20 protein-coding genes and 2 tRNA genes are annotated in these 25,814 nt (G+C 43.2%); 7 read left to right on the top strand and 15 right to left on the bottom strand.

What is annotated here, in order from left to right; translation table 11 throughout:
- Positions 1–49 precede the first annotated feature (49 nt).
- The 8 genes from glnE to orn all read right to left on the bottom strand — a co-directional run bounded on the left by glnE (position 50) and on the right by orn (position 8,913).
- The gene (glnE, locus tag CKV74_RS09825) at positions 50–3,001 is read right to left on the bottom strand and encodes a bifunctional [glutamate--ammonia ligase]-adenylyl-L-tyrosine phosphorylase/[glutamate--ammonia-ligase] adenylyltransferase (RefSeq protein ID WP_095177095.1); all 2,952 of its coding nucleotides are present in this window, start codon (positions 2,999–3,001) and stop codon (positions 50–52) included.
- Between the two features lie 12 nt (positions 3,002–3,013).
- On the bottom strand, positions 3,014–3,943 hold the full coding sequence (gene miaA, locus CKV74_RS09820; protein WP_095177094.1) for a tRNA (adenosine(37)-N6)-dimethylallyltransferase MiaA: 930 nt from the start codon (positions 3,941–3,943) through the stop codon (positions 3,014–3,016).
- Complete coding sequence (gene mutL / locus CKV74_RS09815) at positions 3,940–5,832, bottom strand: DNA mismatch repair endonuclease MutL (RefSeq protein ID WP_039847915.1); 1,893 nt, start codon at positions 5,830–5,832, stop codon at positions 3,940–3,942. The genes miaA and mutL overlap by 4 nt, the downstream gene beginning before the upstream one ends.
- Entirely contained in the window at positions 5,832–7,370 is a 1,539-nt protein-coding gene (locus tag CKV74_RS09810) for an N-acetylmuramoyl-L-alanine amidase (protein ID WP_095177093.1), read from the bottom strand. Before CKV74_RS09810 ends, mutL begins: the two co-directional genes overlap by 1 nt.
- A gap of 5 nt (positions 7,371–7,375) precedes the next feature.
- Complete coding sequence (gene tsaE / locus CKV74_RS09805) at positions 7,376–7,846, bottom strand: tRNA (adenosine(37)-N6)-threonylcarbamoyltransferase complex ATPase subunit type 1 TsaE (RefSeq protein WP_039847919.1); 471 nt, start codon at positions 7,844–7,846, stop codon at positions 7,376–7,378.
- Positions 7,847–8,097: 251 nt separating this feature from the next.
- A tRNA-Gly gene (locus tag CKV74_RS09800) sits at positions 8,098–8,173 on the bottom strand.
- Positions 8,174–8,195: 22 nt separating this feature from the next.
- Positions 8,196–8,271: transfer RNA gene (locus CKV74_RS09795), tRNA-Gly, on the bottom strand.
- Between the two features lie 93 nt (positions 8,272–8,364).
- Positions 8,365–8,913, bottom strand: coding sequence for an oligoribonuclease (orn, locus tag CKV74_RS09790; protein WP_007243244.1), 549 nt, complete (start codon positions 8,911–8,913; stop codon positions 8,365–8,367).
- A gap of 76 nt (positions 8,914–8,989) precedes the next feature.
- Between orn and rsgA the strand changes: the two genes are divergently transcribed.
- The 5 genes from rsgA to manA all read left to right on the top strand — a co-directional run bounded on the left by rsgA (position 8,990) and on the right by manA (position 14,062).
- Positions 8,990–10,033, top strand: a complete 1,044-nt coding sequence (gene rsgA, locus CKV74_RS09785; protein ID WP_039847918.1) for a small ribosomal subunit biogenesis GTPase RsgA — start codon at positions 8,990–8,992, stop codon at positions 10,031–10,033.
- Positions 10,034–10,171: 138 nt separating this feature from the next.
- Positions 10,172–10,429: a phosphocarrier protein Hpr gene (ptsH, locus tag CKV74_RS09780; RefSeq protein WP_007243231.1), complete on the top strand. Its 258-nt coding sequence runs from the start codon at positions 10,172–10,174 to the stop codon at positions 10,427–10,429.
- Positions 10,430–10,505: 76 nt separating this feature from the next.
- A complete protein-coding gene (gene ptsI, locus CKV74_RS09775) occupies positions 10,506–12,233 on the top strand; it encodes a phosphoenolpyruvate-protein phosphotransferase PtsI (RefSeq protein ID WP_007243343.1) in 1,728 nt (575 codons plus the stop codon).
- A gap of 58 nt (positions 12,234–12,291) precedes the next feature.
- Positions 12,292–12,792 (top strand): PTS glucose transporter subunit IIA, encoded by a 501-nt coding sequence (gene crr, locus CKV74_RS09770; protein WP_095177092.1) that lies wholly within the window; start codon positions 12,292–12,294, stop codon positions 12,790–12,792.
- Between the two features lie 73 nt (positions 12,793–12,865).
- Positions 12,866–14,062, top strand: coding sequence for a mannose-6-phosphate isomerase, class I (manA, locus tag CKV74_RS09765; protein WP_007243299.1), 1,197 nt, complete (start codon positions 12,866–12,868; stop codon positions 14,060–14,062).
- A gap of 259 nt (positions 14,063–14,321) precedes the next feature.
- Here the strand turns inward: manA and hisC are convergent, their stop codons facing one another.
- Positions 14,322–15,422, bottom strand: coding sequence for a histidinol-phosphate transaminase (gene hisC, locus CKV74_RS09760; RefSeq protein WP_007243272.1), 1,101 nt, complete (start codon positions 15,420–15,422; stop codon positions 14,322–14,324).
- Positions 15,423–15,554: 132 nt separating this feature from the next.
- Positions 15,555–16,643, bottom strand: coding sequence for a 3-phosphoserine/phosphohydroxythreonine transaminase (serC, locus tag CKV74_RS09755; protein WP_007243349.1), 1,089 nt, complete (start codon positions 16,641–16,643; stop codon positions 15,555–15,557).
- Between the two features lie 185 nt (positions 16,644–16,828).
- Here serC and CKV74_RS09750 point away from each other — a divergent pair, with 185 nt between their 5' ends.
- Complete coding sequence (locus tag CKV74_RS09750) at positions 16,829–17,185, top strand: DUF496 family protein (RefSeq protein WP_007243248.1); 357 nt, start codon at positions 16,829–16,831, stop codon at positions 17,183–17,185.
- Between the two features lie 92 nt (positions 17,186–17,277).
- On the opposite strand, the gene gltS is transcribed toward CKV74_RS09750, so the two are convergent.
- The 5 genes from gltS to CKV74_RS09725 form a co-directional block, all read right to left on the bottom strand.
- Entirely contained in the window at positions 17,278–18,492 is a 1,215-nt protein-coding gene (gene gltS / locus CKV74_RS09745) for a sodium/glutamate symporter (protein WP_007243322.1), read from the bottom strand.
- Between the two features lie 47 nt (positions 18,493–18,539).
- On the bottom strand, positions 18,540–20,783 hold the full coding sequence (gene parC / locus CKV74_RS09740) for a DNA topoisomerase IV subunit A (protein WP_095177091.1): 2,244 nt from the start codon (positions 20,781–20,783) through the stop codon (positions 18,540–18,542).
- Positions 20,784–20,892: 109 nt separating this feature from the next.
- Positions 20,893–22,080 (bottom strand): copper-containing nitrite reductase, encoded by a 1,188-nt coding sequence (nirK, locus tag CKV74_RS09735; protein WP_007243346.1) that lies wholly within the window; start codon positions 22,078–22,080, stop codon positions 20,893–20,895.
- A 12-nt stretch (positions 22,081–22,092) separates the two neighbouring features.
- On the bottom strand, positions 22,093–23,991 hold the full coding sequence (gene parE / locus CKV74_RS09730) for a DNA topoisomerase IV subunit B (protein ID WP_007243268.1): 1,899 nt from the start codon (positions 23,989–23,991) through the stop codon (positions 22,093–22,095).
- Between the two features lie 92 nt (positions 23,992–24,083).
- Positions 24,084–24,851 carry a molybdenum-dependent transcriptional regulator ModE gene (locus CKV74_RS09725; protein WP_007243304.1) on the bottom strand — a complete coding sequence of 256 codons (768 nt, stop codon included), beginning with the start codon at positions 24,849–24,851 and terminating at the stop codon, positions 24,084–24,086.
- 131 nt (positions 24,852–24,982) lie between these two features.
- Between CKV74_RS09725 and modA the strand changes: the two genes are divergently transcribed.
- A complete protein-coding gene (gene modA, locus CKV74_RS09720; RefSeq protein ID WP_095177090.1) occupies positions 24,983–25,741 on the top strand; it encodes a molybdate ABC transporter substrate-binding protein in 759 nt (252 codons plus the stop codon).
- Positions 25,742–25,814: the final 73 nt, after the last annotated feature.

Here is a 25,814-nt window from a genome sequence, read left to right as displayed (position 1 = left end):
GAGCCGTTATCATATCCTGCATTACATAGGGTGTAAATTTTTATTGACGTTAAACTGAATTTTCTAGCCAACGTTGCCAACATTGATAAATAAATTGTCGTTCAGAGACAAATTGATTTTCTTCAACGATAGGCGGGTGGCCAAGTAAATTGAGTTGATGAATTTTGTTACGCATAGCCGTGTAAGCATTTTTTAAGGCTTCACCTTCATCTTGCAGTATGATGTTTTGTTCCACCATTGAGTCAAATATTCTGACATTATCTGACCAACGGGTAAGTAGTGGATTTTTTGGTGCATGAGCTAGCATTAAATATTGGGCGATAAATTCAATATCGGTAATGCCACCACGATCAGTTTTGAGATTGAACTGATCTTTTGACGAGTGGGATAAATGCTCATACATTTTTTGCCGCATTTCTATGACGTCCTGTGTAAGTTTATTTATATCGCGTGGAGTCATAAGTACGCGTTGACGGATTTCAGTAAATTGATGTTGTAAATGTGCTTCTCCATAAACACTGCGAGCTCTTACCAATGCTTGGGTTTCCCAAGTCCAGGCTTCATTGAGTTGATAGTTCTCAAACGCCTGGAAAGAACAGCCTAAAAGTCCGGCATCACCGGATGGGCGCAGCCGCATATCCACTTCATAGAGTACCCCTGCACTAGTATTTAGACTAAAAATACTGACAATTTTTTGTGCCAAGCGAAGATAGAATTGGTTGTTATCAATACTTTTCTTTCCCCCGGCAGTAAAGCCAGGTAGTGGCTGGTAGAGGAAGACTAAATCTAAATCCGATTTATAACCTAATTCTAGGCCGCCCAGTTTACCGTAACCTACAACTAAAAAGCCTTTTTCATCAGGCTTGTCCAGTAATGCCTCAGGAACACCAAAACGCCGACTGACTTGTTCCCAGGCAAAATTAACTACTGCGCCAATAATTGCTTCAGCCAGATAGGTTAGGTGATCACTTACTTTCATTACCGGTAGTACACCGAGAATGTCAGCTGCAGCAACTTTTAACAACATCATTTGTTTAAATTGGCGTAACCCATCGATAAATAGTTCTTCATCATCGGGTGGTAAACGTAATAAATAGCGAGTTAATTCGGCAGAGTATTCATTTAAGGGCAATGGGTTACGTAATGCCTGAGCATTTAATAGTTCGTCTAATAGAATTGGATGACGGGCCAATTGTTCGGCGATCATTGGTGAATGAGAGCAGAGTTCAATTAATTGAGTTAGCGCCGGTGGGTTTTCTTGCAATAATTCTAAATAAGTTGTTCGGCCTGCTATTTTATCAATGAGATTGAGAATTCGAGGCAGTAGGGTATTGTAATCCGTTTGAAGAAATATCAAATTTAGTAATGTTGGCATTAATCGGGTTAACACTTCGCGTCCGCGGTGCCCAATAGCCCGGCGGGCTAGTGACAGATTAAATAGTTGTAGCTTCTCCGCTAATTCTGCCTGGTGGTCTTGTTCGACACCATTCTCAGTCAGAATTTGTAAAATCTCCGTTTGATCTGCGTCTAAAAATCCTGCCCATTGTTCGGTTTCATTATTATCTTCCTTCTCTTCTCCGATCAGCCCATTAAATACATCTCTTACGTTTTTTTGATGCTGTTGCAAGGTGTGATAAAAGCCCTCCCAGTTTGCAAACGGTTCGGAATGCATCGTGATATTCTGATATTCGTCGAAATAGCTATACTGTTTGCATCCTAGGATCAGGCGGGAGCGGTCAAGCTGATTATCAGGTAATACCTGAGTTTGTTGGTCATCAATAGCTTGTAGTAGGTTTTCTACTCGACGTAAAAAAATATATGCGGCTCGTAAGGCTTGTTCCTGCTCTGCAGAGATTAATGATAATCGGCTTAATTCTGGCAAGATATTGAGTAATGAATGCTGTTGTAAGGCATTTTCTCGTCCACCACGAATCAGCTGGAAAACCTGTACGATAAATTCAATTTCGCGAATACCGCCAGCACCAAGCTTAATATTATTGATTAGTCCGCGTCGGCGAACTTCACGGGCTATTTTATTTTTCATTTCCCGTAAAGCCTGAATAGCACTGAAATCAATGTAACGACGGTATACAAAAGGTCGTAGTAATTTCTGTAAAATTAATGCTTGTGGATCATTTTCTTTTAGTCCAAGAACCCGCGCTTTAATCATTGCATAGCGTTCCCAATCCCGTCCTTGATCTTGGTAGTATTGTTCCAGGGCTGAAAAACTTAAGGCTAATGCTCCATTATCTCCAAAGGGACGTAATCGCATATCGGTACGGTAAACGAAGCCCTCTGCAGTAAATTGATCTAATGCATTAATTAAGCGCTGCCCTAGACGAGTAAAGAATTTTTGGTTATCCACTGCGCGTCGTCCACCAGAGGTTTCTCCGGCTTGCGGATAAGTAAAAATTAAATCAATGTCGGAAGAAAAATTAAGTTCTTTTCCGCCTAATTTCCCCATTCCTAAAATATAGAGTTGTTGCGGGTATCCATTATCATCAAGCGGAGTCCCCATTTCCTCACAGGCTTTTTGGTATAGCCAATCACGAGCACCAATAATCAGGGCTTCGGCAAGTTCAGACAGTTGAATAAAAATTTGTTCAACGGTAGCTAAGTTTAAGCTTTGACAAAAACTTAATTTTGCCATTTCCTGATAACGGAAGTAGCGTAAATTACGATATAGCTCATCCTCATCAATTACATCATTTAAGATAATTGCTAGACGTTGTGAATAATTATCGCAATCGGCAAATGTTGGCGGAGACTTTAACCATTGTGTTAATTGAAATTCTTGGTTGGTAGTGTTTGTTGGATTGAGCGGGCGGCTAAGAAATTTTTGCAAAAAATCTGACATGGCAATGGCATAGCCGATTTGTTGTAAAGGGCTATTGACTGCTATATGAGATAATTGATTAAGATACCCTTTTTGCTGTGATTCAGGGAGTAATTCAATGAGTTGGATGAGTTTTTCTTCAATAAGCGCAGTCGTGATTTCCATTACCTTGTCCTTTTAAATATTTTTTACCCTTTCCAATACCGATGTTAATGCATTTTCAGGGGCTAAACTATCCAGCCATTGTAGTTCACTAGACCAACCACGCAACCAGGTAATTTGCCGTTTAGCTAGTTGGCGGGTTGCGCAAATGCCGCGGAAAATAGCTTCATCAAGATTGTAATCACCGCGCAGGTGTTCCCACATTTGGCGATAACCAACACAGCGAATTGATGGAAGGTCGATATTTAAATCATTTCGCTGATAGAGTGCTTTTACTTCATCTAGAAAGCCCAATTCCATCATTTTATGAAAACGTTGCTCTATGCGTTGATGCAAAACTCTTCTTTCAGCCGGAGCGATAGCAAATTGTAAAAAGTGATAAGGGAGCTCTTCTCCCTTTTGTTCGGTTAAGGTTGTAAGACTTTTTCCGGTTAAATAAAAAACTTCCAATGCTCGATTAATGCGTTGACTGTCATTTGGATTGATACGCAAAGCTGATGTTGGATCAATTTGTGCCAACTCTTGATGCAACGTCGGCCAACCTAGTTTCTCGGCTTTCTCACTAATTTCCGCTCTCACCACCGGATCGGCTGAAGGTAAAGGTGAAAGGCCTTCAATTAAGGCTTTGTAGTAGAGCATAGTGCCACCGACTAGCAATGGGATCTTACCTTGAGCAACAATATCATCCATTTCCCGTAAGGCATCAGTGCGAAAGTTCATTGCAGAATAACTTTCGGCAGGATCCAAAATATCAATGAGTCGGTGTGGCGCTAAGGCTAATTCAGCCTTGCTGGGCTTGGCAGTACCAATGTCCATGTCCTTATAAATCAAGGCCGAATCAACGCTAATTACTTCAACAGGTAGCGCTTGACGTAGTGCGATGGCTAAATCCGTTTTTCCCGAAGCTGTTGGCCCCATTAAAAAAAGTGCTGTCGGTTTATTCATAGTTTTTCAAGTAGCGGTGTCCAGTTTATCGGATGCAATAGTTCTTCAGGGAGATGCTGTCCACTTTGTTGTAAATGTTCCGTTTCACCGAGTAGAGCGATTGCATCAGGTAATTCATGAATTGGCTTAAAATCGATTAATAAGCACAATTGCTCAAGAAAAGCATTTTTTTCGTGATGGTCATTTAATAGTGTAACAATACAGTGTTGTAAATTTTGTTGGCGTAATAGCTGTGGAACCCGATTGAGGGTTAGACGGTATTGGTCTGCATTAGCAATAAATTCAAAACCATGACGTTGAAATTCTTCTGCTAGTTGCTGCCAACGGGAAAACTGTTGTTTATCCAAGCGAAATACTAGAGGGATCAACAAGGCTTGTTGGGGGATCTGTTTCTGCTTAAACCAAAGCTGACAATGCCATTGTTGCAGTTTTTGAATGGATAGCAAATAACAGTATTGCTGGCGACGTAATAATAGTGCCTGTTGTTCAATAATTGCTAAAAGATGTAAATGTCCGCCGGTTTCCGTTGAAGTGGAAGAGGGCGTTATGAGTGATGGTGTGAGCGTACTTTCACTCTCTTTATCTTTCACAGTAACCGTGTGTTCGTTAGAAAGAGCAGGGCTCCCCTTGTCCAAGTAGGAAGGGATAGCGCTATCAGAAACCGTGACTGTGGATGTATTTAAAAGCTCCGCGTATAAATGTTGTTCTTTTTTGCTTGGTACACTTGGTTTATGGAAATGCGATGATGTTGAAAATATATCTGTTTTCTTAAGAGGTGCCTTGGATTCAGGCGGTCGGGTAAAAATATTTTCGCCCGCGGCCGCACGGTTACCTTTACTAGCCCATTGTGGGGCAGGCTCTCGAATTTCATTCACTGTGTAAGGTAATTGCGTTTGCTGTTGCAAAGCATTACTAATGCCTTGGCAGATAAAATCATGAATTAGGCGGGCTTGATGGAAACGAACCTCATGCTTAGTTGGATGTACATTTACATCTACTTCATGCGGATTCAGATCTAAAAATAGTATAAATGCCGGATATTGCTCGGTGCTTAAATAATCACCGTAGGCCTGCTTAATGGCGTGGTTGATTACCTTATCGCGCACCATACGACCGTTGATATAGCAATAGGCTAAATCATTTTGCGCACGGTTGAATTGTGGTTCAGCTACCCAACCGGATAAATGTAGATCACCGTGGCGCCAGTCAATGCGTAATGCATGGGAGACAAAAGTATCACCACAAATTGCTGCAACTCGTTTTAGTTGTTGTTCTGGCGTAACGGCAGGACGGTATTGGCGAACGATTTTGCCGTTATGGCTGAGGTTGAAAGCAATATTGAATTTGGCTAAGGCAATACGGCGAATAACTTCATCAATATGGGCAAATTCGGTTTTATCGGTACGTAGGAATTTACGGCGAGCAGGTGTGTTAAAAAATAAATTGGCGACTTCCACCGTACTACCGACAGGATGGGCGGCCGGTTTGATAACCGCCTGCATATCTCTTCCTTGCACATAAACCTGCCAGGCTTCTGTTTGTTCGGCGGTACGTGAGGTTAGCGTGAGACGGGAAACCGAGCTAATGCTGGCGAGTGCTTCGCCACGAAATCCCAAACTTAGAATGGCTTCTAAATCATCGGCGTCACTAATTTTGCTTGTGGCATGGCGGGCTAACGCTAATGCTAATTCATCTTTAGTAATACCACAGCCATTATCACGCACTCGAATTAATCCTGCGCCACCGTTTTCAATATCAATTTCAATTTTTGAGGCGCCGGCATCCAGGCTGTTTTCTACCAATTCTTTCACAACCGAGGCAGGCCGCTCAACGACCTCTCCAGCAGCGATTTGATTGGCCAATTGTGGAGAAAGAATACGGATTGCCATTATTTTTCCTTGAGCTTAATTTTTTGTCCGGCGATCACTTTGCCATTTTTCAATTGCGGATTTAATTTTAACAATCGAGCTGCCGGCAAATTATATTGACGGGCTACAGCGTAGAGCGTTTGATCCTTCTCGACAACGTGATAATTGGGAATTTTTTTAGCGGCAGATTTATCTTCTTTCTGTGGTGTCGCTTCGACAATTTTAGAATCTTTTTTACCTGCCTTATTTTTGTTTTTCTCGTCTTTGATATCCTTGTTTGGCTGATTTTTCTTCTCGTCAGTGGATTTAGGCGGAGTGCTATTTTTTCCGTTATCCGGAATTTTCAAAGTTTCGCCAACCCACAATTCATTGCGTTTTAAATTATTCAAACGAACGATATCAGCAGTTTTAACCTGATATTTATTGGCCAAAAGACCAAGATTTTCACCTTTTTTCACCTGATGACGCAGACCACTGTCTTTAATTGTCGGTTCTTCTTTATCTTTTTTATCCTTTTGGACATCTTCAGATTTACTGTTGGTAGCTTTAGCTTCTTTTTTATCTTGAGTTTTTGCATTGGCGGGTATTTTTATAGTCTCGCCAATCCACAATTCCTTACGTTTTAATTTGTTGAGCGCAACGATATCAGCCACCTTGACACCATATTGGCTGGCGAGTGAGCCTAAACTCTCACCGTTTTTTACCTTGTGTTTGATGATTTGGTCGGCGCTGTTGTTTTTGCCGTCTTTGGAAGTGTCATTATCTGTCGATGACTCATCATCTAATGCAACGATAGATTTTAAATTACCGTTGCGATAGTTCACTAAGCCTTCATAAATCATATAGGCAATGCGGCGCCGATAGGCCGGCGTATTGAGCTTTTGCTCTTCTTCCATATTCGATAGAAAACCCGTTTCCACTAATACGGAAGGTATATCCGGTGAGCGTAATACACCGAGGCTGGCGTGTTGTGGCGTGTTGCGCGACAGTGAGGTAACACGGGCAAAACGACGTAAAATATTGTTGCCTAATTGGTAACCGGTACGTTGGCTGTGACCGAATTGCAAATCTAATACGGTTTGATCCAAGTATTTATCGTTGTTATGCGATAGCACTTTACCTGCGCCGCCTAATAATTCGGAGCGTTTTTCATCATCCTCTAGCCATTGACCCATTTCATCATTAGCTCGGCGATTCGATAATACCCATACGGAGGCACCGCGTAAGGCTGGATTTTCTGAGGAGTCAGCATGAATGGAAATGAGAAAGTTGGCCTTATACTTACGTGCGATTTCCGAGCGTTCCGGGACGGAAATATAATAATCACCACGGCGGGTTAGAACGCCTTTAAAATTTGGATCTTTATCAAGTAAGGCCTTTAATTCACGAGCGATCGATAGAGTGATGTTTTTTTCGTAAATTTTTAAATTACGCCCGATTGCGCCAGGATCTTTACCGCCATGACCAGGATCAATGGCAATGATCCAAGGGGCCGCGTTTACGGAAATGGAAAACAGCGCCGTTAAGGCGCCGAGTAGAAAAAAGAATTTTGCTTTCATGAATCTTAAAGTTCGCTAATAATCTGATGCCCGAGCTCAGTTTGAGCAACCGCTCGCAGGGAGCGAGCATCATCTACATAATCAAGAAAAAGTTCTAAATCGGCCGACGGTAGCAATTCGCCGCCCTTTTCCGGCCATTCCAAAATGCATATCGCGCCCTTATCGAAATAATCACGAATGCCCATGTATTCAAGTTCCTCAGGGGAGGCAAGACGATAGAGATCAAAATGATAAATCGCCTTATCAGCAATTTGATATTCTTCCACAAGGGTATAGGTTGGGCTTTTTACATTACCTGCAAATCCTAAGCCTTGAATCATGCCGCGGGTAAATGTGGTTTTGCCCGCACCTAAATCGCCATGTAAATAAATCACCACTGCGCGAGGACTGGCTTGAGCCATCACGATTTGTGCCAAATGCTTGGCAAAACGGCGCATAGTGACTTCATCGGGCAGGTATTGGGTAAATTCATTCATGGTGATATTAAACATGGAAAAAAGTGGCTGAATTCTATCGTATTTTGGTTGTTTATTTAAGGGATTTTAAGTGATGGAGCGGAAAATTTCCTAGCGATTTGCCAAATAAATAAAATGTCACATTTATTTTGGGTTTTTAAAATGAATACTAATAAAATCAATGACTTACGCATTATTTTAGAGAAAATTCCGAAAAACAATAGGGCGTTTGGATGTCACGTTTTGAGTTAATGGAGTTTTAACAGAGAAATTGGAGCGGGAAACGAGGCTCGAACTCGCGACCCCGACCTTGGCAAGGTCGTGCTCTACCAACTGAGCTATTCCCGCGGAGAGAAGACAGACTAGAGATTGGAGCGGGAAACGAGGCTCGAACTCGCGACCCCGACCTTGGCAAGGTCGTGCTCTACCAACTGAGCTATTCCCGCTTTGCGTCTGTGTAACGGGCGCTCATTATACGAATATTTGCGCCCCGTGCAAGGGCAAAAATGCATAATAATGCAGGTTTGCCGAAAAATTCATCAATTGAGATTTAAGAAGTGCTCGCGATAGTAAGCTAATTCTTTGATGGATTCACGAATATCGTCTAATGCCAAATGTGTGTTTTGTTTGCTAAATCCATCCAATATTTCCGGTTTCCAACGGCGAGCTAGTTCTTTTAAGGTGCTGACATCAAGGTGGCGGTAGTGGAAATAATCAGCTAATTCAGGCATATATTTGAATAAAAAGCGTTTATCCTGTGCCACACTATTGCCACAAATTGGCGAGCAACCTTTATCAACATAGCGTTTTAAAAAATCCAATGTTTGTAATTCAGCCGCCCGTTCGGTTAGGCGGCTTTGCTTAACCCGTTCAATGAGGCCATTAGCGGTGTGGGTTTTGACACACCAGTCGGACATTTTGTTGAGTAGAGCATCATCTTGGTGAACAGCTAAAACCGGACCTTCGGCTAAAATATTGAGATCCTTATCGGTCACGATGGTGGCGATTTCGATGATACGTTCGGATTCAGGATCCAGTCCGGTCATCTCTAAGTCAATCCAAATCAGATTTTGGTTATCTAATGGCATAATTTCAGGTATCCTTATGGCAATTTTAAACGCTAGCTATTGTAGCCAAAAACAGGTTAAAAAACGATTCCACTTTATGAGCAAACGTAAACTGACCCAAAATCAAACCCGCCGAATTCGTTCGAATAATGCCAAAGCATTGCATCGCCATCGTCAACAAAAAGAACCACAATGGGCCGATGAAATGCTCGGCCCGACCCAAGAGGGAATAGTCGTTTCCCGTTATGCGATGCATGCCGATATTGAAGATGAGCGAGGAGAATGTTTTCGCTGTAATTTACGTCGTACGCTGAGCTCATTAGTGGTGGGGGATCGCGTTATTTGGCGTAAGGGCAATGAGCAGCTGCAGGGCGTGAGCGGAGTTGTTGAAGCGATTCATCCACGCCGTAATGAAATTTCCAGACCGGATTATTATGACGGTTTAAAACCTATCGCAGCTAATTTGGATCGCATTATTATTGTCTCGGCGGTGTTGCCGGAGCTGTCCTTAAACATTATCGATCGTTATTTGGTGGTTTGTGAAAATGCCGGTATTGAACCCTTAATCGTAGTAAATAAAGGCGATTTGTTGAGTAGCGAACAAGAGCATGAAGTGGAGAATCTATTACAGATTTATCGCGATATCGGCTATCAAACCTTAATTATTTCGGCGGAAACCGGTAAAAATATGGATAAGTTGATAGGTTTTTTAAGTGAGGGCACAGCGATCTTCGTCGGCCAATCAGGCGTGGGTAAATCTAGCCTGATCAATCATATTCTGCCCGAAGAGACTGCACAGGTCGGAGAAGTCAGTGAGATATCAGGCCTAGGGCAGCATACAACTACGGCATCCCGATTATATCATTTGCCGAATGGTGGACATTTAATTGACTCTCCGGGAATTCGGGAATTTGGTTTGTGGCATTTGGATGCGACGCAAATTACCCAAGGATATCGTGAGTTTCAATATGTTTTAGGTAGCTGTAAATTTAGGGATTGCAAGCATTTGGATGATCCCGGCTGTGCGTTGCGTGAAGCTATGTTAGCAGGAAAAATTTCGGCATTGCGCTACGATAACTATCATCGTTTAATCGCAGGCTTAAATGAGACCCGTTCACAGCGGCATTTTTCTACAAATTAACCAAATATAGTTTAAATTGTCAGCGGTTTTTTTCTTTCTGGTGAAATTCCTTGATTCTTTGCCATTTAACAAGGATACTATGGCTATTTTCTATAGCAGGTTTTCAAAATTTAACCATTATCAATTAGAGGTAACATTATGTTCTCAAAAGATGTCGAAATTACAGCACCTAACGGTTTGCATACTCGCCCTGCCGCACAATTTGTGAAAGAAGCCAAAGCCTTTGCTTCTGATATTACCGTCACCTCTGGCGGTAAAAGCGCCAGTGCAAAAAGCCTGTTCAAACTGCAAACTTTGGGGCTAACCCAAGGCACTGTAATCACCATCTCGGCAGAAGGTGACGATGAACAGCAGGCCGTTGAGCATTTGGTCGCGTTAATCCCGACTCTTGAGTAATCAACAACAAATACAGCCATAAACCCTGCGGTTTATGGCTTTGTTTTATAATCACTTATTATCTCGGAAGGTTACTATGATCTCAGGTATTCCCGCTTCTCCTGGCATTATCTTTGGTAATGCGTTGGTTCTTAAAGAAGAACAAATCGTTCTTGATACACAAAAAATCACTGATGAGCAAATCGATGCTGAAATTGCCCGTTTCTATGAAGGCCGTAAAGCTGCTGTAGAGCAGTTGAGTTCTATCAGAGATCGTGCGTTAGCGTCATTGGGCGAAGAAAAAGCGGCCATTTTTGAAGGCCACTTAATGATTTTGGAAGATGAAGAATTAGAAGAAGAAATCATTGATTACTTGCGTTCTCATAAAGTAAATGCCGGTGTTGCTGCAAGCAAGATTATTGATCAGCAAGTCGCAATGTTATCGGAAATTGATGATGAATATTTGAAAGAGCGTGCCGGTGATATTCGTGATATCGGTAATCGTTTGATTAAAAATATCCTCGGTATGAAAATTGTCGATCTCGGTGATATTAATGAAGAGGTTATTTTAGTCGCTTACGACTTGACACCATCGGAAACTGCACAGCTAAATTTAGATAAAGTGCTTGGCTTTATTACCGATATTGGTGGTCGTACATCCCATACCTCCATCATGGCGCGTTCTCTTGAATTACCGGCAATTGTGGGTACTAATAATGTAACCCAGTTAGTCAATAATGGTGATTTCTTAATTTTAGATGCAATTAACAATCAGGTTTATGTGAATCCGAGCGATGAGAAAATTGCCGAATTAAAAGCCTTAGAAGTTAAATTAGCCGAAGAAAAAGCCGAGTTGGCCAAATTGAAAGATTTACCAGCGATTACTTTAGATGGACATCGTGTCGATGTAGTAGCAAATATCGGAACTATTCGTGATTGCGAAGGCGCAGATCGTAATGGTGCTGAAGGGGTTGGCCTCTATCGTACGGAATTCCTATTTATGGATCGTGATCAGTTACCGAGCGAAGAAGAACAGTTTATTGCTTACAAAGAAGTGGTAGAGGCAATGAATGGTCGTTTGGTGGTATTGCGTACCATGGATATCGGTGGAGACAAGGAATTACCGTATTTGAACTTGCCGAAAGAAATGAACCCATTCCTAGGTTGGCGCGCAGTACGTATTGCATTAGATCGTCGTGAAATTCTGCATGCCCAACTGCGTGCAGTATTGCGCGCTTCCGCATTTGGTAAATTGGCGGTGATGTTCCCGATGATTATTTCCGTGGAAGAAATTCGCGAATTGAAATCAGTGATCGAAACTTTGAAATCTGAATTACGTCAAGAGGGCCATGCCTTTGATGAAAATATTCAAGTCGGCGTCATGGTAGAAACGCCATCTGCAGCAGTTAATGCTAAATTCTTAGCCAAAGAAGTGGATTTCTTCAGTATTGGTACCAACGATTTAACCCAATATACCTTGGCAGTGGACCGCGGTAACGAATTGATTTCCCATCTTTATAATCCAATGAGTCCATCGGTTTTAGGCTTAATCAAACAGGTTATTGATGCGTCCCACGCAGAAGGTAAATGGACCGGCATGTGCGGCGAGCTTGCCGGGGATGAACGGGCGACCTTATTATTACTAGGTATGGGCTTAGACGAATTTAGTATGAGTGCTATTTCTGTACCGCGTATCAAGAAATTGATTCGTGGTGTAAATCATCAAGCGGTGAAACAATTAGCAGCGCAGGCGCTGGAAAAACCGACAGCTGCCGAAATCGAGCAATTAATTGCGGAATTTTCCGCGCAACATGCGTTAAATTAGATACAAAATTATCGTTTTACGTTAAAATGTCGCCGTATTTTATTAATAGGAGATTAAAATGGGCTTATTTGACAAATTATTTGGTTCAAAAGAAAACAAATCCGTCGAAGTTCAAATTTACGCACCGCTATCTGGTGAAATCGTAAATATTGAAGATGTGCCGGATGTTGTATTCTCCGAAAAAATTGTTGGAGACGGTATTGCGATTCGCCCAAACGGTAACAAGATTGTTGCACCGGTTGACGGCGTTATTGGTAAAATTTTTGAAACCAATCATGCATTTTCTATGGAATCAAAAGAAGGTGTCGAATTATTCGTTCACTTTGGTATTGATACCGTAGAATTAAAAGGTGAAGGCTTCACTCGAGTGGCGGCCGAAGGTCAAAGTGTCAAACGTGGCGACACCGTAATCGAGTTTGATTTAGCGTTGTTAGAATCTAAAGCTAAATCCGTATTAACGCCGGTAGTTATCTCAAATATGGATGAAATTGCCAGTATTGAGAAGAAATCAGGCGAAGCGATTGCTGCAGAAACCGTTGTGTTAACGTTGAAAAAATAATGTTTTAATTCTCTCAAAAATCCGCTTTCTTTTAAGCGGATTTTTTATATGTAAGGTGAGTTAAGGAGAGAGCATGATTTATTCTTTATATGGTGCCATGCAACATTATGCTTGGGGGGGACAAGATTATATTCCTCAGCTGCTAGGACTAAAATCCAATGGTGAACCTTGTGCGGAATGGTGGTTAGGAGCTCATCCGGCCGCTCCAGCTGAGCTTGAAATTCACGGCCAAAGACAAAAGTTAGCCGATTTCCTACATGAAAACCCACAGGCGTTAGGTAATGAAAGCCGCCAAGCTTTTGGTGATGAATTGCCTTACTTGCTAAAAATTTTGGATGTAGCACAGCCTTTATCGATTCAATTACACCCGAGCAAGGCGCAGGCAGAAGAAGGTTTTAGTCGTGAAAATGCACAAGGTATCGCACTTAATGATGCTAAACGGACCTATAAAGATCGTAATCATAAGCCGGAGATGATGATTGCCTTATCGGATTTTTGGCTATTGCATGGTTTTAAATCAAAGGCGGCGATTATTGAGAGTCTATCTGCCCATGCCTCTTTACAAAATTTGGCTAAGCAGCTGGAAAATCAGGATTTGCATGCTTTTTATGGTGAAATTATGCACGCGGATCAAGCTCGATTAGCGGCTTGGTTATTACCGATTATCGATGCGCGCCAAGCGGATTTCGCCGCCGGTTTATTGCAACCAAACGAGCCGGATTACTGGCTGCTGTACACTTTGCAGGCGATGAATATTACACGGGATAAATTGGATCCGGGTTTATTGTGTTTTTATTTGTTTAACATTTTAGCACTTAAACAAGGCGAAGGAATTTATCAAGCAGCAGGTATTCCACACGCCTATTTGCGCGGTCAAAATATTGAATTGATGGCTTGTTCCGACAATGTCGTACGCGGTGGATTGACTCCGAAGTTTGTCAATATTGAGGAATTGCTACGAATTGTGGATTGTAGTGAAATCGAGCCGCAAATTATTGCTGCAGCACCATTACAAGCTGAGGTGTTTGATTATCTCACACCAGCCGAAGATTTTGCTTTACAGCATCTTGCATTAAATGCAGGACAAACAGGCATTCATACCTCCGCGAGTGCGCAAATCATGTTAGTGATGGCCGGTGCAGTGCAGTTACGTGATGGCAATAATGTAATCCACCTGCGCCAAGGACAAAGTGCCTTCATTACTGCCGACAGTCGGTATCAATTGGAGGCTGTTGCTGAAGGATATGCGGTGGTAGCTAAGCTGCCCTAGTGTGATTTTTTATCAAAAGTGAGTTAAAGCCTTGTAGTATAAGGCCTTAACCCTCTTTGTAGCATCAAAAATGTCCTTTATGCCTATTTTTTAGTTAGGGCTAATAAAATCAATGAGTTACATGCGGTTTTGAGAAAAATATGGAAAACCAATACCGCGTTTTCTAACCAATAAAAAAACCTCCGATTACGCAGGTTTTTTATTATTCAATTATTTGGATACTTTCATATCTTAACAATTGGGTTGCTGCCCACTTCTACTATTTTAAATTAAGCACTTTGCTCAAGGCGTGGAAAAATTTGTCATTTTCAGCCGGTAGGCCAATGCTAATGCGCAAATGATTCGGCAGACCGTAACCGGCAATCGGGCGAACGATGACGCCTTCATGCAACAATGCTTGATAAATTGGTGCCGCGGGCTGTTTTAAATCGATGGTAATAAAGTTGCCTTTCGATGGGATATAGTCAAGTCCATGTTGTTGACAGAAGGCTTCATAACGAGTCATTTCTGCTCGATTATTGGCCGCAACTTGGGCAACAAAGGCATCATCCTTGAGCACCGCACAGGCCGCCGCTAATGCCACCGCATTACAGTTGAATGGCTGGCGCACACGGTTGAGTAAGTCAGCGATTTCTGGGTTGGAGACGGCATAACCAATGCGTAAACCCGCCAAACCATAGGCTTTTGACAACGAACGAGAGACAATCAGATTCGGATATTTTTGTAATAAAGCGAAAGAATCCACCCGTTCGGCCGGAGCAGTAAATTCAGTATAAGCTTCATCTAAGACGATGATTACGTTGGCTGGAACCTGCGCTAAAAAGTTATCTAATTCTTGATGCGTAAGGAAATTGCCGGTCGGGTTGTTTGGGTTAGCGATAAAAATCAGTTTAGTTTTCGGATTAATAGCCGCCAAGAAACCGCTTAAATCATGCCCCCAGTTTTTTGCCGGAATTTCCCGAGCCACCGCGTTAATCGCTTTGCTGACTAACGGATACACGATAAAGGCATATTGCGAGAAAATGACTTCATCACCTTCAGCGGCGAAGGTGTGAGCAAATAATTCCAATAAATCATTGGAGCCATTACCTAGGGTGATTTGATTCGGGGCTAGTCCGTATTTTTCAGCGATACAGCGTTTGAGTTCGAAACCATTAGCATCAGGGTAGCGAGTGAGATGATCCAGTTGGCGTGTAATTGCCTCTTTGGCACTTTGTGGAAAACCGAAAGGGTTTTCATTGGAGGCCAATTTTACGATATTGGTAATGCCTAATTCCCGTTCTAATTCTTCAATCGGTTTGCCCGCTTGGTAAGGCGCCAGGGTTTTTACCCCAGGATTGGCGACATCAAGATATTGCATTTTGCTTTCCTTATAAATGAATAATAAGAAACCCTAATAAACTCGCGACAGTAAAGGCTATCGCGGATTGTGGAGTTTTTCTTAAAATAGAGTGTAACTCATTGATTTTATTAGGGTTGATTTAAAAATGAATTATTTGGCATGTTTTGCTTCAAAAGCCTTCATGAATTCAATCAAGGCTTCAACACCGGCTAATGGCATAGCGTTGTAGATGGAGGCTCGCATACCACCTAACACTTTATGCCCTTTTAATGCTTGTAAACCGGCTGCTGTGGCTTCAGCAACAAATTGCGCATCTAATTCCGGATCACCGGTGACGAAGGTCACGTTCATGATAGAGCGGTTTTCTTTAGCAACATTGTTGCGATAGAGTTTGGAGCTATCGATATAATCATACAGGGTTTGTGCTTTCACGGCATTGCGCTGTGCGATGACGTCCAAACCTCCGATGCTTAAAATATGTTTGAACACTAAAGAGCACAAATACCAGGCGAAAGTTGGTGGTGTGTTGATCATGGAATCAGCATCCCGTTGCACCGCATAGTTCCAAATGGAAGGCGTAGCTTGGCGGGCGTGGCCGATCAGATCGTCACGAATGATTAATAATAGGATACCAGCAGGGCCGAGGTTTTTCTGTGCTCCTGCATAGATCACACCGAATTTGCTGATATCGATATGGCGGGAAAGTACGTTAGAAGACATATCAGCTACCAGAACGCCGTTGCCAACGTTAGGAATTTCATTGATTTCAACACCACTGATGGTTTCATTCGGGCAGTAGTGAACATAATCGTAATTTTCTGCGATATCGCTAAAATCTAAGGAGCCGATACGACTGATACCGTTCTCGTTGTGTACGATATTAATTTCATCGATTTCAGCGAAGTTACGTGCTTCTTTGGCGGCGGTAGCTGACCAGTGGCCGCTGTTTAAATAGAGGGCTTTGCCTTTTTTGCCAATCAAATTCATTGGTATTGCGGCAAATTGACCACGCGCACCACCTTGTAAAAATAATACGCGGTAGTTGTCGGGAATGCGATAAAGCTCACGGATGTCCGCTTCTGCTTGCTTAATTAACTCCATAAAGAGTTTGCCACGGTGACTGACTTCCATGACAGAAACACCTTGTCCAAGCCAGTTGGTTAATTCGGCTTGTGCTTGAGCTAAAACTTCTGGGTAAATCATGGCCGGACCGGCGCTAAAATTAAAGACTTGAGACATTGTGTTTCCTTATATTTCGAATAAAAAGAGACCTACTTTTACCACTCTGATTTAGGATAATCAATGCCTTTTACGAAAAATCACCGGCCTTTTGATTTGTCTTATGAAAATTCAGTGGGAAGGTTTTGACCTCATGATTAAAAAAGGCTACATTAGCGCAGTTGTTCATTTTAGAGAGAGTCGCTATGGAAAATTTAAATAAACAGTCCTTCCAAGAAGTATTGGAGTATGTGCGTATGTATCGTTTAAGAAACAAACTCAAACGTGATATCGAGGACAATAACCGTAAAATCCGCGATAACCAAAAACGCGTGTTGTTATTGGATAACCTGAATCAATATATCCTTGATGATATGACCATTGAGGATGTGCGGACGATTATCGAAAGTATGCGGGATGATTATGAGGCCCGTGTGGATGATTACACGATTCGTAACGCGGAATTGTCCAAACAACGCGTGGAAGCTGCTAACAAAATGAAAGAGCAGAAGAAAAATCACGCGGAGTTAGCGAAAAAGTCTTCTAAGAAAATTACCCTGTAATTGAATAAAAAATCCCTTGCGTATCGAAGGGATTTTTTTATAGCAAAGAAAAAATAAACCCTGCCGTTTGGCAGGGTTTTGTATTGTGTGGTTTAGTGAAGGTAACTTACCACACCAAAGAATAGTTTTAATGCTGCTGCATTGATCAGGTCGATAAAGAACGCCCCCACCATAGGCACGATCAAGAATGCTTTGTGGGACGGCCCGAAGCGGCTGGTTATCGCCTGCATGTTAGCTACAGCAGTTGGTGTTGCACCTAAACCGAAACCACAGTGACCGGCACTTAATACAATCGCATCGTAATCTTTACCCATCATACGGTAGGTTACGAAGATAGCGAAGATTGCCATAAAGACCACTTGCACCGCTAAAATAACCATCACATCCGTTGCTAAACCGGCTAATTCCCAAAGTTTTAAGGACATTAATGCGATCGCTAAGAAGATGGACAAGCCCACACTACCCAATACGTCAATTGCTGAATCGGCAACACGGAATTTGAAAATATGGGTTAATGAGTTACGGATAATTACCCCGGTAAACAAACACCATACGAAGGTTGGTAATTGTAGGTGGGTACCTTTAGTTAAACCATCCAAGTATTTACCGATTAACAAACAGAAAGACATCATCGCGATGGTTTCAATGATTGAACGGGCATTAACTTTACGTTGATATGTCGGGTGTTCGAAGGCTTCCTCTACGTCATCGACCTCATCATTTTCCGGGTTTTCACCTTGTTTTTGATGGTTAAGTAAGAAGCGGGCAACCGGGCCACCGATAATCCCACCGAAAACTAAACCGAAGGTGGCACAAGCCATTGCGATTTCCGTTGCCGCAGGCAATTGGAAGGCTTGAGTGAAGGTATCTGCCCAAGCAGCACCTGTACCATGACCACCGGTTAGGGTCACCGAACCCGCGATCAAGCCGTAGGCCGGGTCAATTCCAAGCACTTCGGCAAGGCCAACACCGATGAGATTCTGGCAGAAGATTAATAAACCTGCGGCCACTAAGAAGATGACTAAAGGTTTGCCACCCTTAATAAGGCGGGCGAAGTTGGCACTTAAACCGATAGAGGTAAAGAATACCAACATCATGGTGTTTTGTAGGTTTTTGTCGAAAGTGAAGGAAGTGCCGTTGACTTCATGCCAAATCATAAACAGGATGGCCACTAAAAAACCGCCAACCACAGGTTCTGGAATATTGAAATCTTTTAGCACACGAATGCGTTTTACCAAAAAGTAGCCGATAAGCAATACAATGCTTGCCAGCGCAAGGGTTTGGTAGGTGTCAAAAATAAAATTCACGAAATAGCCTCCTATTGGTTTATTTCAAACTTAGAAATGTTGTGTGTTTAGGGTTCAATTACCACAATTTCCACATTACTGTGTAATCCCCGCGGTAATTGGGAGCCTTTACGGCCACGTTCGGCACGGAATTTTTGTAAATCTTCCGCTTTTAATGTGATTTTTCGTTTTCCGGAATGGAATTCAAGGCCCGCTTGTTCTGAAATTAACAATAATTTGTCTAATAGTTCGTTGCGCGCTTTGGCATTGGCGGCAGGAATACTGATGATTTTATTGCCTTTACCTTTGGCTAAGGTCGGGAGATCCGAGGCCGGGAAGATAAGCATTCGACCGGCTGAAGTGATGGCTACGAGTAGCGATTGCGCCGGAGAAAGTATTTCAGGTCGCAAAACTTTCGCATTTTCTGGCAAAGAAATCAAGGCTTTGCCCGCTTTATTACGTGCGATAAGGTCTTCAAATTTGCAAATAAAGCCATAACCGGCATCGGAACTCATTAATAATTTCTGTTGTTCGGCGGCCATCAGCACATGACAAATGGTCGCACCGGCAGGTAGATTTAGTTTTCCGGTTAGCGGTTCACCTTGCGAACGGGCAGAAGGTAGAGTTAATGGATCGAGGGCATAGGAACGACCGGTCGAGTCAATAAATACGACCGCTTGATTGCTTTTGCCACAGGCATGAGCCAAATAACCATCACCTGCTTTATAGCTTAATCCCTGCGGATCGATATCATGCCCTTTGGCACAACGCACCCAGCCCATTTCTGAAAGAATCACGGTCACCGGTTCAGCCGGTAGCATTTCCGTTTCAGAAATCGCTTTTGCTTCTTCACGTTCGACTAATTGAGATAATCTTGGCGAGGCAAATTTTTTCGCATCCTCTTGAATTTCTTTTTTAATTAAGGAATTCAAACGGCGCTCCGAACCTAATACCAATTGCAAAGAATCGCGCTCTTTTTCTAATTGCTCTTGTTCAGCGCGTAATTCGTGTTCTTCCAATTTAGCCAAGTGGCGCAAGCGTAAATTTAAAATGGCTTCAGCCTGTTCATGACTTAAGTCGAAACGTTCCATTAGCACCGCTTTAGGTTCGTCTTCGTTACGAATGATATGGATCACTTCATCAATATTTAAAAAAGCGATCATCAAACCCTGCAAAATGTGCAGACGAGCCAATACTTTATCCAAACGATATTGCAGGCGGCGAGTTACCGTGGTACGGCGGAAGGAGAGCCATTCGGTTAGGATTTCGATTAAACCTTTCACCGCGGGTTTGTGATCCAGACCAATCATGTTCATATTGATCCGATAACTTTTTTCCAAATCCGTGGTAGCGAATAAATGCGCCATCAATGCATCCGTATCCACTCGATTGGAACGCGGCACTAACACGATTCGGATCGGATTTTCATGATCGGCTTCATCGCGAATATCCTCCACCATTGGCAGTTTCTTAGCTGTCATTTGTTCGGCAATTTGCGCGATAATTTTGGACGGTGAAGCTTGATGTGGAAGAGCATGAATCACAATTTCGCCATCTTCTTTTTTCCACGAGGCGCGCATTTTGATCGAACCACGGCCTTGTTGATAAATCTTTTTAATTTCGCTTTTCGGCGTGATGATTTCCGCTTCCGTTGGATAATCTGGTCCTTGTACCACCGTGAGAATCTCATCCAAAGTAGCTTTTGGGTTATCCAGCAACATGACGGCTGCATCGGCGATTTCATTAATATTGTGTGGTGGAATATCGGTTGCCATACCCACAGCAATTCCGGTGGTACCGTTTAATAAAATGTGCGGTAGGCGTGCCGGTAAATATTGCGGTTCAGGGATCGTGCCGTCAAAGTTAGGTTGGTAATCCACGGTACCTTGGCCTAATTCACCAAGCAAAATTTCAGAAATTTTGGCAAGACGAGATTCGGTATAACGCATAGCGGCGAAGGATTTCGGATCATCCGGTGCTCCCCAGTTGCCTTGACCATCAACCAATGGATAACGATAGGAAAAAGGTTGTGCCATCAACACCATGGCTTCATAACAAGCGCTATCACCGTGCGGATGGAATTTACCTAGCACATCCCCCACGGTACGGGCTGATTTTTTATATTTTGCTGCGGCATTGAGCCCTAATTCGGACATTGCATAGATAATACGCCGTTGTACAGGTTTTAGCCCATCGCCGATAAATGGCAGGGCGCGATCCATAATGACGTACATGGAATAATTGAGATAAGCACGTTCTGTGAAGGTGCGTAATGGCATTTGTTCAATGCCTTCGTAATTAATATTGCTCATGTGGTTTCTATTCGTTGCATCGGTGGGCCGGCAAACGCCCCCCTGTTTTTTAAAGTTTTCTCTAAATATGACGCTAAGTCATTGATTTTATTAGAGGTGTCTTAAAAATCTATTTTTGTGTAGCACCGCTTTGGCCATCGGCCGTTCCGCTATGATGGGAATGCCCCATCTCCATACCTTTGTGGCTATCGATTTCATAGGGCACCGGTTGGGTTTTTTGTGGATTGGCTTCCTTAAATGGTTCATCGCTTAATTTACCGGAATAAATTTGCGGATTTTTATCGCCCGAGACCACAAGATGTCCCGTCGTGCCTTTATTGGCAGCGCGGAAAATCGAATGATCCATCAAGACATAAGTTCCCGGCACATCGATTTTGGTTTCTACAATGGTTGCGCTGCCTGATGGAACCGCGGTGGTTTGTACGTTATGGTTAATCAGACTACCGCCTTCCACATACACTTTATCAAATACGGTGCCGATGATGTGGAATGAAGAAATCAGATTCGGCCCGGCATTTCCCAAGAAGAAACGAATTGTTTCTCCAGTCTTGGCGTGTAAAGCATTGTCATTCATCAAGGCATTAGCATTGCCGTTGAACAACACGTAATCCGGCCGTTCATCCAGCGCTTTTTGCATACTAAAGGGTTGCAAACCTGGCTCACCGAAGCTGCCTTTGGTGTAGAACTCACTTTGCATCACATAGAATTCGCGATCTACCTTTGGCAAGCCTTCCGGTGGTTCAACCAACACTAAACCATACATACCCTTAGCCAAGTGTATATCCACTGGCTGACTGCCGCAGTGATATAAATAGATGCCTGGGCGTAAGGCTTTAAATTGAAATGTGCTGGTGCGCCCTGGTAAGGTTTCACTAGCCATGGCACCGCCCATTGGTGCAGCTGCCGCATGAAAATCCATGCTATGTGCCATCATCGAGGAAGCCGAGTTGGAAAGTTGCACCTCCACGATATCGCCTTGGCGTACACGAATGAAAGGCGCAGGCACACCGCCATTGAAAGTCCAGAATTTAAACTGAACTCCGTCCATTAAGTCCATGATTCTTTCTAAGGCCGTGAGTTTAACCACCACTTTGGCTGGATAATCCCGTTCAAGCGGTTTGGGCACATTCGGTGCTAACGTTAGTTCAGCTTCAAGTGTTGGTAATTCGCCGGTTGTTTCAGCCATTTTAGATACGCTGGCTTGTGCCTGCGGGATTAATGCCAGTCCAGCGCCTAAACTAATGGAGGCGAGGCCAAGGGCACTTTGTTTAAAGAAATCGCGACGTTGTTCGTTCATTTTATTCTCCCGTTAAACTGCTAAATCCACTTGATCGCCTTTGGTTTGTAGCCAATTTTTCCGATCTTCGGCCCGTTTTTTGGCCAACAACATATCCATTAATTCTAGGGTGGCTTGATCCTGTTCCGCTTCGTCTTGGTAGGTTAATTGCACTAAACGGCGGGTATTCGGATCCATGGTAGTTTCGCGCAGCTGGGACGGATTCATTTCACCCAGACCTTTAAAGCGTTGTACGTTTGGAGTACCTTTTTTATGACGTAGACGATCTAATACGGCATCTTTTTCGCTTTCATCCAAGGCATAAAATACTTCTTTGCCTAGGTCGATACGATACAGTGGCGGCATTGCCACATATACATGGCCGTCCCGCACCAAACGCGGGAAATGACGTAAAAAGAGTGCGCAGAGTAGGGTAGCGATATGCAAACCATCGGAGTCCGCATCAGCCAAAATACAGACTTTACCGTAGCGTAATTGGGATAGATCATCGCTGTCGGGATCAATTCCCAAAGCAACTGCAATATCATGAATTTCGGTGGAACCCAAAACTTGATCGGCGGCAACTTCCCAAGTATTTAAGATTTTTCCGCGTAACGGCAAAATCGCTTGATATTCGCGATCGCGTGCTTGTTTAGCCGAGCCACCGGCGGAATCCCCTTCCACTAAAAAGAGTTCAGTTTTTTCTAAATCTTGCGAGCCACAATCGGCCAATTTACCCGGTAGTGCTGGGCCGCTGACCAATTTCTTGCGTACCACTTTTTTCGCTGCACGTAAGCGGCGTTGAGCGGAGTTAATGGCCATTTCGGCTAATTTTTCCGCATCTTGGACATTTTGATTTAGCCACAGACTGAAGGCATCTTTTAATACGCCGGCCACAAATACTGCGCTTTGGCGGGAAGAGAGGCGTTCTTTGGTTTGACCGGCAAATTGTGCATCCTGCATTTTTAGCGAGAGAATATAGGCACAACGATCCCAAATATCATCAGCCGTCAGTTTTACACCGCGTGGCAATAAATTGCGGAATTCACAGAATTCCCGCATCGCATCCAATAGACCTTGACGCAAGCCGTTGACATGAGTACCGCCCTGAATAGTCGGGATCAGGTTTACATAGCTTTCGGCGATCAATTCACCGCCTTCCGGTAACCATAACAACGCCCATTCAACTGCCTCTTTTTCGCCCTTAAAAGCACCGACAAAAGGCTGTTGCGGTAGGCATTCTAAACCTTCAACCGCCTCGCTGAGATAGTCAGACAAGCCATCCTGATAAAGCCAAACATCTTGCGTATTATTGATTTTATCGACGAATTTGATTTCCAAACCGGAACAAAGCACCGCCTTGGCACGCAGTAAATGGCGTAGGCGACTTACCGAAAATTTGGCACTGTCAAAATATTTTGGATTCGGTTTAAAGTGTACGATGGTACCGGTGGTACGTCGGCCGCAAGTGCCGACAACTTGTAATTCTTCAACTTTCACACCATTTGCAAAGGCGATTTTGTACACTTCACCATTGCGTTTAACTTGGATATCCACCCGTTCGGAAAGAGCATTGACCACGGAAATCCCAACGCCATGCAAACCACCGGAAAATTCATAGTTTTGATTGGAGAATTTACCGCCCGCATGCAGTTTGGTCATAATCACCTCCACCCCGGAAACTCCTTCCGTAGGGTGAATATCCACCGGCATTCCACGGCCGTTATCAATGACTTCTAAGGATTGATCTGCATGCAAAATTACTTCGATTTTGCTAGCAAAGCCGGCCAGTGCTTCATCGACGCTGTTATCAATTACTTCTTGGGCGAGATGGTTGGGACGGGTCGTGTCGGTATACATACCCGGACGCACTTGAACAGGTTCAAGATCCTTCAGAACGGTAATTTGTTGAGCTGAATAATTATTGGTCATCGGTTTTATTAGCTTGTTTATTATGAAAAAATTGTCGGCGATTCTAACAAAAAATGCGGCCTGTTTGCCGCATTTTTTATGTTTTTACAGGATTATTTCATTGAAGCCAGAATAATTTGTTGCGGATCCACATGCACCCAAACCTGTTGGCCTACCGTCCAGTAATCTTGTCCGTGAATTCCTGCGCAGAGTTCGGCGCCACCTTCGGACAGGCGTACAATAGCTTCTTCATCGGCAATTGATTGGATTGTAGCGGCAAATTGGTTGACCTGACCACTTTGCGGTTCACGACTGAGTACCGCCCAAGGCGCTTTAAACATCACCATCACTTCCTTCTCGGTGATTAAGCGGAGTCGTTCCACGCTTTTAAAGGTAATTGATACATTAAGTGGCGCTGGAAATTCGGCAATATCTACTTTAACGATACTGCGCGAATCGACCACATGTTGTCCGGCAACTTTGCCAAAGAACTGATTACGTGCACTACTTTGCAGAGAGAATTTCGCCGTGGCGGTGAGTAGGCTGTCTAGTGGAATTTTTTCGTCCTGCAAGATATGAAAGGCATGCTCTTGAGTTTTTTCTAGTAAATCATAGAGTTGCAATAAACGTTCGGCATAGGTGGTGAGGGATGTGCCCCCTCCATTTTTGCCCCCAGTATTACGTTCCAACAGCGGTTTTGGGCTGATCTTATTCATGGCTTCTAAATGATCCCAAGCACTTTTGTAACTGACCTTGGCATTTTTTGCTGCCTGATTGATCGAACCGCATTCTTGAATAGCTTTGAGTAGGCGCACCCGTTTAGGATCGATAAACAACTCTTGGTGGAGTTTGATGGTGAGTAAAATTTCTGTCGTTTTCATGCCGCCTCCTGAAAATATCGCCGTACATTTTAATGCTTTTGTGTTTTTTTGCTATGGTTTAGCAAAATTTGTCGCTATAATCGCGTCGCAGTATATCTTTATAAATAACGTTTATTTTTAGGAGAAAAATAATGAAAATTGCAAAAAGTGCGCTGCTGTTGGCGCTTTGCCTAGGGCTTTCCGCAACGGCTTCCGCCAAAGTGACTGTATTTGCCGCTGCCTCCATGACGGATGCATTGCAACAAATCGCTGATCAATATCAAAAAGAAAAACCGGACGACCAAGTGGTTTTCTCCTTTGCTTCTTCTTCCACTCTCGCCAAACAAATTGAAGAGGGCGCGCCGGCGGATTTGTTTGTGTCCGCCAGCAATAAATGGATGAAATACTTAAGCGATAAAAACCTAACCGTAAAAGAAACGGAAAAAGTATTGGTAGGCAATGAATTAGTATTGATCGCACCGGCAAATAGTGCAGCAAATACCGTTGATCTTGCAAAAGGCGAATGGATTGGCGGTTTGAAAGATAGCTATTTATCCGTTGGCGATCCGGCTCATGTACCGGCAGGTCAATATGCGGAAGAAGCCTTAACCAAATTGAATTTATGGGATCAGGTAAAAGATAAATTAGCGCGCGCGAAAGATGTACGTGGTGCATTAGCTCTCGTGGAACGTGCCGAAGCACCTTATGGTATTGTGTATAGCACCGATGCCAAAGTGAGTAAAGCGGTGAAAACCGTGGCAGTTTTCCCACAAGACAGTTACAAAGCGGTGGAATATCCGGTAGCGATTTTACAAGAGCATGATAATGCTGAAACTCGCGCATTCCTCAATTATTTACAATCCGATGCGGCGAAAAAAGTATTTGTGGAATACGGTTTTTCTGTGAAATAATTTCGCACGTTGATTAAAAAAGGCAGGTTGTTCTGCCTTTTTTATTGGAAAATAAAAACGGGGCATTTTTGTG

The sequence above is a fragment of the Haemophilus pittmaniae genome (genome assembly GCF_900186995.1).
Classification (GTDB): Bacteria; Pseudomonadota; Gammaproteobacteria; order Enterobacterales; family Pasteurellaceae; genus Haemophilus_D; species Haemophilus_D pittmaniae.
This window is presented reverse-complemented; position numbering and strand designations above follow the sequence as displayed.

Bases quoted from the DNA above. Each gene is read 5' to 3' on its own strand.
- glnE (WP_095177095.1), bottom strand. From the start codon at position 3,001: ATGGAAATCACGACTGCGCTTATTGAAGAAAAACTCATCCAACTCATT.
- miaA (WP_095177094.1), bottom strand. From the start codon at position 3,943: ATGAATAAACCGACAGCACTTTTTTTAATGGGGCCAACAGCTTCGGGA.
- mutL (WP_039847915.1), bottom strand. From the start codon at position 5,832: ATGGCAATCCGTATTCTTTCTCCACAATTGGCCAATCAAATCGCTGCT.
- CKV74_RS09810 (WP_095177093.1), bottom strand. From the start codon at position 7,370: ATGAAAGCAAAATTCTTTTTTCTACTCGGCGCCTTAACGGCGCTGTTT.
- tsaE (WP_039847919.1), bottom strand. From the start codon at position 7,846: ATGAATGAATTTACCCAATACCTGCCCGATGAAGTCACTATGCGCCGT.
- orn (WP_007243244.1), bottom strand. From the start codon at position 8,913: ATGCCATTAGATAACCAAAATCTGATTTGGATTGACTTAGAGATGACC.
- rsgA (WP_039847918.1), top strand. From the start codon at position 8,990: ATGAGCAAACGTAAACTGACCCAAAATCAAACCCGCCGAATTCGTTCG.
- ptsH (WP_007243231.1), top strand. From the start codon at position 10,172: ATGTTCTCAAAAGATGTCGAAATTACAGCACCTAACGGTTTGCATACT.
- ptsI (WP_007243343.1), top strand. From the start codon at position 10,506: ATGATCTCAGGTATTCCCGCTTCTCCTGGCATTATCTTTGGTAATGCG.
- crr (WP_095177092.1), top strand. From the start codon at position 12,292: ATGGGCTTATTTGACAAATTATTTGGTTCAAAAGAAAACAAATCCGTC.
- manA (WP_007243299.1), top strand. From the start codon at position 12,866: ATGATTTATTCTTTATATGGTGCCATGCAACATTATGCTTGGGGGGGA.
- hisC (WP_007243272.1), bottom strand. From the start codon at position 15,422: ATGCAATATCTTGATGTCGCCAATCCTGGGGTAAAAACCCTGGCGCCT.
- serC (WP_007243349.1), bottom strand. From the start codon at position 16,643: ATGTCTCAAGTCTTTAATTTTAGCGCCGGTCCGGCCATGATTTACCCA.
- CKV74_RS09750 (WP_007243248.1), top strand. From the start codon at position 16,829: ATGGAAAATTTAAATAAACAGTCCTTCCAAGAAGTATTGGAGTATGTG.
- parC (WP_095177091.1), bottom strand. From the start codon at position 20,783: ATGAGCAATATTAATTACGAAGGCATTGAACAAATGCCATTACGCACC.
- nirK (WP_007243346.1), bottom strand. From the start codon at position 22,080: ATGAACGAACAACGTCGCGATTTCTTTAAACAAAGTGCCCTTGGCCTC.
- parE (WP_007243268.1), bottom strand. From the start codon at position 23,991: ATGACCAATAATTATTCAGCTCAACAAATTACCGTTCTGAAGGATCTT.
- CKV74_RS09725 (WP_007243304.1), bottom strand. From the start codon at position 24,851: ATGAAAACGACAGAAATTTTACTCACCATCAAACTCCACCAAGAGTTG.
- modA (WP_095177090.1), top strand. From the start codon at position 24,983: ATGAAAATTGCAAAAAGTGCGCTGCTGTTGGCGCTTTGCCTAGGGCTT.